Source organism: Mycobacteriales bacterium (assembly GCA_035995165.1).
Lineage (GTDB): Bacteria > Actinomycetota > Actinomycetes > Mycobacteriales > CADCTP01 > CADCTP01.
This window is the reverse complement of sequence record DASYKU010000067.1, coordinates 1-12,367: the sequence shown is the minus strand read 5'-3', so window position 1 is coordinate 12,367 and position 12,367 is coordinate 1. Positions and strand designations below refer to the sequence as shown.

The window sequence follows — 12,367 nt, the reverse complement described above, 5'->3', positions numbered from 1 at the left end:
CCCTCTCGACCCCGCCAGGGCTCCGCCCTGGACCCGGCATGGGGCGTCCCGCCCCCTACAACCCCCCGGAGGGTGAAGCGGAGCGAGCACGTGTGGGTTCTTGTATGCGGCCTGCGGAGGGGAGCCCGCTCCGGTAGCCGCGCTGCAGACGTCAGCACACTCATGAGCGGCTTTCGGTCAGCACCACGGCGAAGGCGGGGAGCACCCCTCCGCAGGCCGCCCCCGATCCCGACCCGCACGTGACCCTCGTTTCAATCTCCAGGGGTTGTAGGGGCGGGACGCCCATGCCGGGGTCCAGGGGCGGCGCCTCTGGCGGGGTCGAGAGGGGCAGAGCCCCCGGAAAGCCCATGCAGAACACGAGAGAACAACCCAAGCCGGAAATGCAGACGCTCTGGCAGGGCGGAGCCCCGGCGGGCGATCTACAGATGAGACGCATCGACCAAACCGCGGACGCCGCCTGCTGCTGGGCCTGGAAAGTCCGGGACGAGCCAACCAACGGGGGGACGAACCCTTAGCGCCGCCGGCGCGTCACCGGTCGGCGAACCGACTCGCCGAGCCGGTTGAGCGCAGTCGACGCGCTGGCGCTTCGAGCCGCGGACCCGACCCGAGCCGCCCGCACCGTAGACGGCGGCAACAACGCCGCCCTCCACCGACGCCGGCGCCCGACCTCGCCTTGCAGACCCCGCCGCACCGCGCGGACCGCGGCCGGCAGATCGCCGTCCACCCCGGCCCGGGCCGCGTACCGCGCCTTCTCCTCGGCCAGCGCGACCAGCCGCAGCCCGCGACTGGCGTCGCCGTCCAGGGACAGGTCCTTGTCCAGCCGCCGGGCCATCCCGCGGGGTGTCTCGCTGGTGGGCACCGGCACCCCGTAGTCGGCCGCCGAGCCCACCACCTCGTCCCAGGCGGCCCGGGCGGCGGCCCCGGCGTCGGCCCCGGCCGCGGCCCGCAGCCGCCGGCGCCGGCTGGAGAGCCGGACGAACGCCGGCAGCAGCAGGAGCAGCAGCACCACCAGGATGATCGCGAGCACCAGCAGCCGCTGCGGCGTGAACAGTGCGCCGTTCTGGAACCCGCTGCCGGACGAGCCGGGGTCGAGGTCCTGCTGCGGGATCTGGTTGCCGGTCGGACCGGGGGAGCTGGTCGCGCCGGGCGAGGTCGAGGAGCCGGTGTTGTCCGTCGCCGACGGCCGCGGCGCGTAGTCCGGGGCCACGGTCCGGCCGTCCGCCAGCGGCGTCGGGTCGAAGTAGGCCCAGCCGACGCCGGAGAAGTACGCCTCCACCCAGGCGTGCGCGTCGTGGTTGCTCACCGACCAGGTGCCGTCGTCGTTCCTGGTGCCGGGGGTGTAGCCGATGACGACCCGGGACGGGATGTTCAGCGTCCGGAGCATGACCGCCATCGCGGCCGAGTACTGCTCGCAGAAGCCCTGCCGGTTGTTCAGGAAGTCGACCAGCACGCTGCCGCTGTTGCCGGCCAGCGTCGTCTCCGAGTACGTGAAGTTGTTCTTGCCGTCGGTGAAGTAGTCGTTGATCGCCTTGGCCTGGTCGAACGGCGTGTTCGCGTTGGCCGCCTTGACCACCCGGGCCGCGGTGTCGGTGACCTGCTTGGGCAGCGACGGCGGCAGGTCGGTCAGCCGCCCCGGCAGGTCCTGCCGCTCCTGGTCGGACAGCGGCGGTGAGGCCTCCAGCGTGCTGGCCGACGGTGTCGGCTCCTCGCCCTGCACGGTGTAATCCAGGCCGCTGTGCCGGCTGTCGCTGCGAATCGTCGCCTTGTCCGAGTCGTACCGCCAGCCGTCGCCGACGTTCTGCAGCCGGGTCGGCGCGTAGTAGACCGGCAGCGCGTCGTCGTTGTACTTGTCCGTCAGCGACACCTGGGTGCTGTACGTCCGCTGGTCGCCGGAGGGCTGGTTGCGCGGCGGCGGCAGCGTGTCCTCGCCGACCCGGGTGGCGCGCGGTGTGCCGGCGGCCGAGAAGCCGTTGACCTGGTAGAGGTCGAGCACCTTGGTCCGCAGGTACTGCGGCTGGGGCAGGTCGGTGCTGACCTTCATCAGCTCGACCTCGGTGCCCTGCCGCAGCTCGCCCCGCAGCGCCGCGAACTCGTTGAGCGGCCCGGTCCCGTTGCCGGTGCCGTCGCCGGACCCGGTCTGCCCGAGCCGATTCAGCGCGTTCCCGTTCAGCCCGGGGACCAGCAGCGGCAGGATCACGGCGAGCACGATCGCGGCCGCGCCGATGCGCTGGCCGGTCAGCGGCGACGGCGCGTCGCTGTCCCGCGGGGTCGCGATCGGTCCGGTGCCGACGCCGGCCCGCGCCGCCGCGGCGACCGGGCGGCCCCAGTGCAGCAGCCGGTCCCGGCCCTCGACCAGCAGCAGCATCAGATAGCCGCAGGCGGAGATCGCGAACAGGATCCACGGCACCCCGCCGAGCACGACCGCGACCGGCACCGCGTACAGCGCGAGCAGGGCCAGGCCGGACGCGGCCGGACGGCGCAGGCTGACCGCGATGATGTCGACCATGACCGCGGTCAGGCCGAGCGCGGACGCGGTGAGCAGCACCAGCCCGGTCGTGGTCGGGACCGGGGTGGCGAAGTCGTTGACGTTCTGGAACCCCTCGTCCAGACCCGTACGCAACAGGCCCAGGCTCTCCGGGGTCGGGATGATGCCGAACAACGCGCCGTCGGTGCCGAACACGGCGGTCAGGTAGAGCAGCAGCCCGGCCAGTCCCAGCACGGGCACCAGCACCGCCGGCAGCCGCAGGTAGCGGGCCAGCAGGTGGGCGCCGACGACCGCGGCGACCGCGGCCCAGGCGTACCAGAGCCAGCGCCACTCGTCGAAGACCGAGCCCAGCGGCGCGGCCCCGAGCGCGACGGCCGCCCCGGCCGCGAGCGTCATCCTGGTGCTGGTCCTCACCGGGCCGGGCCCCCTTCGACTGCCTGCGGCGCGGGGGCGACCCCGACCGAGATCCCGCCGCCGGACCGCTGCCCGGCGGTCGGCCACAGCTCGGGCAGCTTGGACCCGTGCCGGGCCTGCAGCACCCGCCAGCCCGCTCGCAGCAGCACCTGGACCGAGGCGTCGTACGCGGCGTCGGACTCGGTCTGGGCCCGGGGCGAGAGCCCGAGCCAGCCGTTCGCGTCGACCAGCACCGCGACCGAGACCTCGCTCGGCGAGCGGGTCGAGGCCAGCAGCGCGACCTGCTCGGGGTCCAGGATCCCGACCACGGCGATCAGCGTGCCCAGCCCCTCGGCGCCGCGCAGCGGGGCGGCGGCCGCGTCCAGCGTCCGGTTGCGGGACGGCTGCACCTCGGCCAGCTGGTCCAGCAGCACGCCCTCGTCCGACATCTCGGCCCCGGCCGCGAGCGCGCCGGCGTCGGTGAGCATCCGGACCGAGTAGCCGCGGAGGGCCGCGTGCACCCCGATGCTGGCGGCCGCGGAGACCGCCCACTCGAAGCTGGAGCCCGGGCCCTCGCCGCGGTGCACGTCGTTGCGGGTGTCCAGCAGCAAGGTGGCCCGGGCCTGCCAGGGCCGCTCCTCGCGCCGGACCATGAGCTTGCCGACCCGGGCGGTGGAGCGCCAGTGGACCTTGCGCAGGTCGTCGCCGTTGCGGTACTCGCGGGTGGCCGCGTCGTCGTCGCCGCGGATGGCGACCGACCGGCTCACGCTCTCGCCGCCGGACTCCCAGGCCCCGCCGAGCCGGACGTTCGGAAGCGCGTGCACGGCCGGGACCACGGTCAGCGTGTCCACGGCGGTGAACGAGCGGGTCAGCTCGACCAGCCCGAACGGGTCGGCCAGCCGCAGCCGCAGCGGGCCGATCCGGTAGCGGCCGCGGGCGTCGGACCGGATCGGGTAGTGCACGGTCCGGTGCTGCCCCGGGCCGATCCGGTCCACGGTGAAGCGCGGCCGTCCGCCCAGCGTGTACGGCACCTCGTCCTCGAGCAGCAGCAGCCCGGTCGGCAGGAACGACACGTTCTCCAGCACCAGCCGCGCCGTGGCCGGCTGCCCGGCCGGCACCCGGACCGGTGCGACGTCGCGGGTGCAGGACAGCCGGAACCGGGTCCGGGCGACCACGGCCGCGGCGACCAGCGGCAGCGCGATGAGGAAGATCGCGACCCGCAGCAGGTCCCGCTCGCCGAGCACGATCCCGCACAGCGCCGCGGCGACGCCGGCCGCGAGCAGGCAGCGGCCCCGGGTGGTCAGGCCGGACAGCGCGGCCCGCACGGTGTCAGACCCTCCGGCCGACCGGCGGCGCGTCCGCGGGCCTCGGCACCGGGACCGACCGCAGCACGGACTCGACCACGCTCTCGGTGCCGCGCCGGGCGATCTGCGCCTCCGCGGTCAGCAGCAGCCGGTGCGCCAGCACGGGCTGGGCCAGCCGCTGCACGTCGTCGGGCAGCACGTAGTCGCGGCCGGACAGCGCGGCCTGGGCCTTGGCCGCCCGCAGCAGCTGCAGGCTGGACCGCGGCGAGCCGCCGAGGCGCAGGTCGGGGGCCCGGCGGGTGGCGTTGACCAGGTCCACGACGTACTGCCGGACGGCGTCGGAGACGTGCACGCGGCGGACCACGTCGATGAGCATCCGGACCTCGGTCGCGGTGGAGACCGGGGTCAGGACGTTCAGCGGGTCGTCGCCGGCGTGCTCGCGCAGCATGACCATCTCGGCGCTCGCGTCCGGGTAGCCCATCGAGATCCGGGCGGTGAACCGGTCCCGCTGCGCTTCCGGCAGCGGGTAGGTCCCCTCCATCTCGATCGGGTTCTGGGTGGCGACGACCATGAACGGCGCCTCCAGCACGTACGTCGTGCCGTCGACGGTGACCTGGCGCTCCTCCATGCACTCCAGCAGCGCGGACTGGGTCTTGGGCGAGGCGCGGTTGATCTCGTCGCCGACGACCAGGTTCGCGAACACGGCCCCGGGCCGGAACTCGAAGTCCCGGTTCTCCTGGTTGTAGACGCTCACCCCGGTGACGTCGGAGGGGAGAAGGTCGGGCGTGAACTGGATGCGCCGGACCGAGCAGTCGACCGACCGGGCCAGCGCCTTGGCCAGCTTCGTCTTGCCGACCCCGGGCACGTCCTCGATCAGCAGGTGACCCTCGGCCAGCAGCACGACGATCGCCAGCCGGACGGTCTCCGGCTTGCCGTCGATGACGCGCTCGATGTTCGCCGCGATCCGACCTCCGGCCTCGCCGACCACGTCCACCCGGACGGGTCCGCTTCCTGCCGCATCCTGCACCGCCACCGCTGCCTCCTCGCCGGGCCGCGTCGCCCGGCCGCCCGCCATCGGGGGCAGCCACACGCGGCCTGCCCCAACCTACGGACCAGTCTGTCAAAGTGTTCCCGACAGGGCACCGATGTAGCTTGATCCGTTACCGACGCTCCGGCGCCACCTGCCGGTTTCTGCGTCGAAGCGGGTCCGGTGGCCGGTCGTGGGATCCTGGGGCTTCCTTGCAACCGAGGAGGACCATGTCCGCGCCCACTGCCCGTCAAGGGCTCGAGGTGACGACGCACCGCACCGTCACGGCGACCAGCGAGTCGTCGGACGGCATGACTCTCGACGAGCTGGCCGGCCTCTTGCGCCGCGCCATGGCCGCCGGGATCGACCCGCAGACGCCCATCCGCGTCCGCGTCCGTCGCAACGGTGCCGTCGTGTCCGCCAGCGTGGAGGGAGTAGCCAGCGGGGTGTGACGCCGGGGCGCCCCTGATCCCCTGGGTCAGGGGCGCCACGTCCAGTGCCACGCCTCGCTCGGCACGTCGTTGACGAATCCGTACGACCCCGCGTTCGCGCGCAGCCAGCGCAGCGTCGCCGGATCCGTCACCTGGATGTCCGCGGACAGGCCCAGCCCGTGGGTGCTGTGCCCGGGGGCCGCGGCCAGGTTCCCCGTCCCGCTCCGGTACGCCTGATACAGCGCCGCCTGCTCCGCGTACGTCCGGTATCCGCTGTTCACGTGCAGGTCGTGCCCGGCCTTCGTGGCCGCGGCGTCCATCCGCCCGAACGACTGGGCCGCCGGCGTGTACATCCGCTTTCCGTCGCCGACCGGGCTCAGCTCGGCGGCGGGCAGCCGCCCGTTGACGCCGGCCGGCGTGCTCGGCAGCACCCGTACCGGCTCGTTGAGCAGCGCGGTCGCCGTGTCCAGATCGGTCCGGCCGGTCCCGTCCAGCCCGTGCGCCCGCTGGTACGCCCGCAGCGCCGCCTCGGTGCGGGGCCCGAACTTCCCGTCCTGCGGACCCGGGTCCAGCCCGGCCGCGGCCAGCCGCCGCTGCAGGGCGCGGACCGCCGCGCCGGAGTCGCCCGGCCCGAGGCCGACCCCGGCCGGCCGATCGGGCGCGCCGGTCCTGGGCACGGCACCGCTCGCCGCGGACAGCTCCAGCGCGGCCCGGCGGTCGGCGTCGGAGACCTCGGTCGCGGTCCGCCGCAGCAGCTGCGCGCTGCGGTCGACCTCCTCGGCCCAGGCCCGCAACCGGGCGTCCAGCCCGGCCAGGTCGACCGGCAGCCGGGCCTTCGCGTCGTGCTGCGTCGTCCGCAGCCAGGTGATCGCGCGGGCCGCGGCCTCGCCGCTCTGCGCCGCGCCGGTGAAGGCGGGCGCGGCCGCGGTCAGGCCGGGGATGTCGTACTCGGACATGCTCAGTCCTTCCCGAGGACCCGCTGGAAATGCGCGAACCGCCGGGCCACGTCGCTGCCGTAGTCGCCGCCCGTGGTGGCCGAGTCCGCGCTCCGGCCGGCCCGCAGGGCCCGGTCCACGTTGCCCGGCCCGGCGTTGTACGCCGCGGCCGCCTCGGTCACGTTGCCGTCGTAGTGCGTCAGGTCGCCCGCGATCACCGAGGCGCCGTAGTCGATGTTGGCCGCCGGGTCCTTCCAGTCGTGGGTCCGGAAGAACTCCGGGTGCGCGGACCGGTTGATCTGCATGAGGCCGAAGTCGTTGCCGTTGGTGGCGGTCGGGCTGCGCCCGCCGAACCCGATCCGGTGCGGGTCGCCGGTCTCCCGGTCCATGATCGCCAGCAGCAGGGCGGGGGAGACGTGGTGCTTCGCGGCCGACCTCTCCACCAGCGGCAGCAGCGTCCGGTACTGCGGCGGCAGCGCGGCCGGAGCCGGCGCCGGGTTCGGTGCGGCGTGGGTGCCGGGCTTGCCCGGGTCCTTGCGGTAACCGGTGCTGGGCCGGCGCAGCCCCAGCTCGCCACCGGAGCGGCCGGTGAGGCGCAGGTCGTCGGTGGCGACGCCCATCGTGGCCAGGATCGCGTTGAGCTCGCTGAGGTGCGCCTGCAGCCGCCGGTCGAACAGCTGTGCGACCGGTCCCGAGAACGTCACCGGCGCGATCGTCCGGACCGCCTTGTTGAACTCCGTACGCAGCTCGTGGCCGACCTGGTCGAGGTCGTCGGCGATCTCCCGGGCGGTCTGCTGCTGCTCGCTCATCAGCACCCCTCCGCGGCCCGGACCAGGCCGGCCAGCTCGACGGCGACCTCGTCCGGGGTGCCGCGGCCGATCTCGACCTCGTCCGGACCCCCGGGCCGTACGGTCCACAGGCCGTCCTCGCCGCCGTCGACCCAGGCCAGCTCGTCGGTGACGACCGTGGTCGGGCCGGTGCCGCGGGCCGCGCCGTCGCGGCGGACGACCTCGACCCGGCTCACCGCGACCGGCCGGGCCAGCGCCCGGACCAGCGCGGGCGGGCAGCCGGCCGCGCGGGCCAGCGTCTCCGCGTCGGCCGGGTCGGCGGTCCGGAAGGCCGCGTAGCGCGAGACGGGCAGGGAGCCGGCCCAGCGCTCGGGCGCCACCTCTCCACCGCGCCCCACCAGGTCCAGCCGCGCGGCCAGGTGCGCGCCGACGTCGAGCTCGTCGGCGACCCCGGCGCGCTCCCAGCCGGTGGCGGTGGGGGAGAGCAGCACGCTCACGTCACCCACCCTGACCTGCAGCCGGGTCACCGCACCGAGCGCGGAGTGGGCGGCCGAGACGACCAGCGACGGAGCCTGCTCCGCCCGGTCGGCCGGCGCGTTCCCGGGCGCGGTGCCGATCCAGCCGTACGCGACGTCCCCCACGTTCCCCCACTCTCGTCTCTGGCGGACCTGGACATTACTGGCCAACCAGACATTTCTTCGAGCCGCCAGCCGGGTGACGGCAGCGCTCCGGACCTGTCCGGGGGCGTGGTGGAGCGGTCGGGAAGCGAAATCAGGTCTCGGTGGAGCGAAGTGGGGTATGGTGGCGCGCGGTGGAGGACGAGGGGGTCACCAGCCCACCTCGGAGACCACCTCGACGGGTCGAGCGGAGGTGGGGCCGTGTTCCTCGGCACCCATTCGCCACGGCTCGACGACAAGGGCCGGCTCTTCCTGCCGGCCAAGTTCCGGGACGAGCTGGCGGAGGGCATCGTGATCACCAAGGGGCAGGAGCGTTGCCTCTACGTGTTCCCGATGGCCGAGTTCCAGCGGGTCACCGAGGCGATGTCGCAGGCGCCGGTGACCCAGAAGGCGGTCCGGGACTACAGCCGGGTGTTCTTCGCCAGCGCCTCCGACGAGGTGCCGGACAAGCAGGGCCGGATCACGGTTCCGCCGGCGCTGCGGGAGTACGCGGGACTGACCAAGGACTGCGTCGTCATCGGCGCCAACACCCGGGTCGAGGTCTGGGACGCCGCGGCCTGGGAGAGCTACCTGGCCGACCGGGAGCAGGCCTTCGCCGAGCTGGAGGAGGAGGTGCTCCCGGGAGTGCTGTGAGCTGGTGATGCCGTCGTGGGGTGAGGTCTCCCCCCGCTCCGGCCGGTCTCCTGACGCCCCTTCCCCGGTGTCAGGCGGCCGCCGGAATCGGCTCCCTGACGCCCCTTCCCCGGTGTCAGGCGGTCGTGAGCGGGCGGGGGTCCTGGTCGCACGAAGGCAGTGGTACGGGCGGGGTCGAGGTCGCGGGGGCGACAACCTTTCAGGGGGGTCGAGGTGGGCGGGGTGCCGACGCACGTTCCGGTCCTGCGGGACCGGGTGCTCGCGCTGCTGGCGCCGGCACTCACCGCGCCCGGAGCGGTCGCCGTGGACGCGACGCTCGGCCTCGGCGGGCATTCGGCCGCGCTGCTCGCGGCCCACCCGGAGCTCCGGCTGATCGGCATCGACCGCGACCCGGAGGCGCTGCGCCTGGCGGCCTCGCGCTTGTCCTCCTTCGCGGATCGGGTCTCCCTGCACCAGGCCGTCTACGACGAGATCCCGGCCGTGCTGGCCGCGGCCGGGGTGTCGCGTGTGGACGGTGTGCTGTTCGACCTCGGGGTGTCCTCGCTGCAGCTGGACGAGACCCGGCGCGGGTTCTCGTACTCGCAGGACGCCCCGCTGGACATGCGGATGTCCTCGTCCGGTCCCACTGCCGCCGAGGTCGTCAACGAGTACTCCGAGGACGAGCTCACCCGGATCCTGCGCGAGTACGGCGAGGAGCGCTGGGCCCGCCGGATCGCGCAGTTCATCGTGCGCGAGCGGCCGCTCACGTCCTCCGCGCGGCTGGTCGAGCTGGTCCGGGACGCGATCCCGGCCGCGGCCCGCCGGACCGGGGGCAACCCGGCCAAGCGCACGTTCCAGGCGCTGCGGATCGAGGTCAACCGGGAGCTCTCGGCGCTCTCGGCGGCGATGCCGGCCGCGATCGACGCCGTCCGGGTCGGGGGGCGGGTCGTCGTGCTGAGCTACCACTCGCTGGAGGACCGGATCGTCAAGCAGGCGTTCGCGTCCCGGGCGCGGGACACCTCGCCGCCCGGGCTGCCGGTGCCGCTGCCGTCCGCCGCACCGACGCTGCGGGTGCTCACCCGCGGCGCCGAGGCGCCGACCGACACCGAGATCGCCGAGAACCCGCGGGCGGCGTCGGCGCGGCTGCGGGCGGCCGAGCGACTTCGGGACGCGGCGTGATGCCGCCCGTGGGCGGCGGTCAGCCATCCGCCCTCGGCGGCGGTACGCCGTCGTCCCGTCCCGGCGGCGGTACGCCGTCCTCCGGTCCCGGCGGCGGCACTCCGTCGTCACATCTCGGCGGCACTCCGTCGTCCCGGTCGTCGTCCCGGTCGTCGTCGCCGAGCCTCGGTGGCGGTGCCTCCTCGTCCCGTCCCGGGTCCCCGAGCTCCGGCGCACCCGGCCGCGCAACTTCCCCGCGCGCGCCGGGTGCCGCCGGTCCGTCCACCCCGGCCCGGCCGGGCACCGGCGCCGCGCCCGGCCGGCTCGGCTCGGGCGACCGGCCCGGGGCGGCTCCGGCGCGGCCCGGTACTGGCGCCGCGCCCGGCCGGCTCGGCTCGGCTGCCCCGGCTCGGCCGGGTACGGGCTCGTCGCCCGGCCGGCTCGGCGGTGGTGCCGCGCGGCGGGTGGAGAGCAGTGTGGCGACGCCGACGCGGGGAACCGGTCTGCGACCGCCGCCGCGGCGGAGCTGGCTGCGGGACCTGGTCCAGGGTACCGAGCCGGGTCCGGCGCCGCGCGAGCGCACCCGCTCCACCGACAGCTCCGCCGTGGGTCGCACGGAAACCCGCGGCGGAGCCCACCCGGCCCGTGGCACCGCCCCGCGCCGGCCGGCTCCCTCCCGGACGCAGCCCGGCACCACCGGCAAGCCGGCCGGCACCACCCGTACGCCGGATGGCACCGTCGGCAAGTCGACTCGACCGGACGCCGCCAAGTCGAGCCGTCCCGAGACCGCTAAGTCGACCCGTCCCGATACCAGCAAGTCGACCCGCCCCACGAGCGCCTCCAAGCCAGGCGCCACTGGCGCCACCGGCGCGACCCGCGCCGCTGGCGCCACCGGGACCACTGGGGTGTCAGCCGCGACCAAGGCCGGCGCGACTCGGGCCGCTGGCGCTGCGCGGGCGGCCGGGAGCGCGACCTCCGGTGCTGCGCGGGCGGCCGGGAGCGCGACCTCCGGTGCTGCGCGGACTGCCGGGGCGGGCGCGGCCTCCGGTGCTGCGCGGACTGCCGGGGCGGGCGCGGCCAAGGCCGGCGCGACTCGGGCTGCTGGCGCCACCCCCACGGCGGGGGGCGCGGCGGCCGGGGCCACGCGAGCGGCGGGGTCGAGCGCGGCCAGGGCCGGTGCGACCCGGGCCGGAGCTACGAGGGCGCCGGGCAGCGGGGCCGCGGCCGGGGGTCGGGTGGGTGGGGCTCGGCCGGAGACGGCTCGGACCCGGACCGCGCCCGTGCTGCGGCTGGTCGCCGGACACGCGCCACAGGCACCGAAGACCCCGTTCGTGCTGCTGGTGCTCTCGCTGCTCGGCGGTGGTCTGATCACCCTGCTGCTGCTGAGCTCGGCCTCCTCCGCGGACGCCTTCACCCAGCGCACGCTGCAGCAGGACAACCGTGAGCTGTCGGTGAAGGAACAGGAGCTGGCCCGCGAGGTCGCCGCCTCCGAGGCCCCCGGCGCGCTGGCATCGAAGGCCCGCGAGCTGGGCCTGGTCGAAGGCGGCGAGCCCGGGTTCCTCGTGGTCGACCCGACCGGCCGTACCCGGGTCGAGGGCACCCCGGTGCCGGCGACCTCGCCGCCCCCGCCGCCGAAGCCGACCCCGTCGCCCACGCCCACCCCGTCCGGGTCCCCGACCCCGTCCGGGTCCCCGACCGCGGCCCGCCCCGGTACGTCACCGAAGGCGACGCCCACCCCGGGCGGCACGAGACCGGCGCCGAGGACGACGCCCCCGCCGAAGACCACGCCCAGGATCACGCCGACGCCCGGAGGCACCCGGTGACCCAGTTCGACGCGGACCCCGGCTCGCCGGGCGCGTGGACCGGCCGTTCGGCCCCACGTTCGGCCGGTCGTCCCCCGACCGGCGCCGGTCGCGCCGCCTCGTCCCTCCCCTCGGGGCCTGACGGCGCGACCGGCATCACCCCGACGTCGTCCGGGTTCGGCTTCACCGGCCGGACCCGTGTCCCTGGCCCGGTCGCCGGCGGTAGAGCAGCCGCCGGCGGCCGGGCGTCCAACGCGGCCCGCTCCGGCGGGACGCGTTCGGGCGCGCCGGAGAGCCGGGCCGGGACGCCGACCCGCCGGACCCCGGCGGAGACCGGGCGCCGGATGACGTCGCTCGGCGTCGGCGCCCGTGGCGCCGCGCCGACCGGCACCCGCCAGACCACCCCGCGCGGCGCGACCTCCGACCCCCGCGCCACGACCCGGGGCGGCACGCCCGCCCGCGGCACCGGCGCGACCCGCGGCGCCACCTCTGTCCGCGGCTCCAACACCGGCGCGACCCGCGGCGCGGGCACCGGCCGGACGACCACCGCAGGCCGGGGCGCCGAGTCCGGCCGCAGCACGCCGCGCGGCGCCGGCACCACCCGCGGGACCACGTCCGCCCGCGCCACCAGCACCGCCCGCGCCACCAGTACCGCCCGCGCCAGTACCGCCCGCGCCAGTACCGCCGGCGCCACCAGTACCGCCGGTGCCACCAGTACCGCCGGTGCCACCAGTACCGCCGGTGCCACCAGTACC

11 protein-coding genes are annotated in these 12,367 nt (G+C 75.7%); 4 read left to right on the top strand and 7 right to left on the bottom strand.

All coding sequences use genetic code 11. The features are described 5' to 3' along the window. Positions 1-511: 511 nt before the first annotated feature. Genes VGP36_11360 through VGP36_11350 form a run of 3 tightly spaced genes read right to left on the bottom strand, consistent with a single transcriptional unit; the run spans position 512 to position 5,215 of the window. Complete coding sequence (locus tag VGP36_11360) at positions 512-2,881, bottom strand: DUF3488 and transglutaminase-like domain-containing protein (protein ID HEV7655310.1); 2,370 nt, start codon at positions 2,879-2,881, stop codon at positions 512-514. A 14-nt stretch (positions 2,882-2,895) separates the two neighbouring features. Next, positions 2,896-4,203 (bottom strand): DUF58 domain-containing protein, encoded by a 1,308-nt coding sequence (locus VGP36_11355; GenBank protein HEV7655309.1) that lies wholly within the window; start codon positions 4,201-4,203, stop codon positions 2,896-2,898. Positions 4,204-4,207: 4 nt separating this feature from the next. Then, the gene (locus VGP36_11350) at positions 4,208-5,215 is read right to left on the bottom strand and encodes a MoxR family ATPase (protein HEV7655308.1); all 1,008 of its coding nucleotides are present in this window, start codon (positions 5,213-5,215) and stop codon (positions 4,208-4,210) included. Between the two features lie 257 nt (positions 5,216-5,472). Here VGP36_11350 and VGP36_11345 point away from each other — a divergent pair, with 257 nt between their 5' ends. Beyond that, on the top strand, positions 5,473-5,661 hold the full coding sequence (locus VGP36_11345) for a hypothetical protein (protein HEV7655307.1): 189 nt from the start codon (positions 5,473-5,475) through the stop codon (positions 5,659-5,661). A gap of 26 nt (positions 5,662-5,687) precedes the next feature. On the opposite strand, the gene VGP36_11340 is transcribed toward VGP36_11345, so the two are convergent. From VGP36_11340 to VGP36_11330, 3 genes are read right to left on the bottom strand one after another with little or no spacing between them, the layout of a single operon-like run. Further along, positions 5,688-6,596, bottom strand: a complete 909-nt coding sequence (locus tag VGP36_11340; GenBank protein HEV7655306.1) for a peptidoglycan-binding protein — start codon at positions 6,594-6,596, stop codon at positions 5,688-5,690. 2 nt (positions 6,597-6,598) lie between these two features. After that, complete coding sequence (locus VGP36_11335) at positions 6,599-7,384, bottom strand: transglycosylase SLT domain-containing protein (protein ID HEV7655305.1); 786 nt, start codon at positions 7,382-7,384, stop codon at positions 6,599-6,601. Continuing rightward, complete coding sequence (locus tag VGP36_11330) at positions 7,384-8,004, bottom strand: hypothetical protein (GenBank protein ID HEV7655304.1); 621 nt, start codon at positions 8,002-8,004, stop codon at positions 7,384-7,386. Before VGP36_11330 ends, VGP36_11335 begins: the two co-directional genes overlap by 1 nt. A gap of 237 nt (positions 8,005-8,241) precedes the next feature. Here VGP36_11330 and mraZ point away from each other — a divergent pair, with 237 nt between their 5' ends. The 3 genes from mraZ to VGP36_11315 all read left to right on the top strand — a co-directional run bounded on the left by mraZ (position 8,242) and on the right by VGP36_11315 (position 11,633). Then, positions 8,242-8,673 (top strand): division/cell wall cluster transcriptional repressor MraZ, encoded by a 432-nt coding sequence (gene mraZ, locus VGP36_11325; protein HEV7655303.1) that lies wholly within the window; start codon positions 8,242-8,244, stop codon positions 8,671-8,673. Positions 8,674-8,895: 222 nt separating this feature from the next. Continuing rightward, on the top strand, positions 8,896-9,831 hold the full coding sequence (rsmH, locus tag VGP36_11320) for a 16S rRNA (cytosine(1402)-N(4))-methyltransferase RsmH (GenBank protein HEV7655302.1): 936 nt from the start codon (positions 8,896-8,898) through the stop codon (positions 9,829-9,831). A 1,259-nt stretch (positions 9,832-11,090) separates the two neighbouring features. Beyond that, on the top strand, positions 11,091-11,633 hold the full coding sequence (locus VGP36_11315) for a hypothetical protein (GenBank protein HEV7655301.1): 543 nt from the start codon (positions 11,091-11,093) through the stop codon (positions 11,631-11,633). Here the strand turns inward: VGP36_11315 and VGP36_11310 are convergent. After that, positions 11,605-12,367: hypothetical protein (locus tag VGP36_11310; protein ID HEV7655300.1), on the bottom strand; the 763-nt coding region annotated here is incomplete at its 5' end. The genes VGP36_11315 and VGP36_11310 overlap by 29 nt on opposite strands.

Excerpts from the sequence above, each read along its gene's own strand:
- VGP36_11335 (HEV7655305.1), bottom strand. The coding sequence starts at position 7,384 with ATGAGCGAGCAGCAGCAGACCGCCCGGGAGATCGCCGACGACCTCGAC.
- VGP36_11340 (HEV7655306.1), bottom strand. The coding sequence starts at position 6,596 with ATGTCCGAGTACGACATCCCCGGCCTGACCGCGGCCGCGCCCGCCTTC.
- VGP36_11360 (HEV7655310.1), bottom strand. The coding sequence starts at position 2,881 with ATGACGCTCGCGGCCGGGGCGGCCGTCGCGCTCGGGGCCGCGCCGCTG.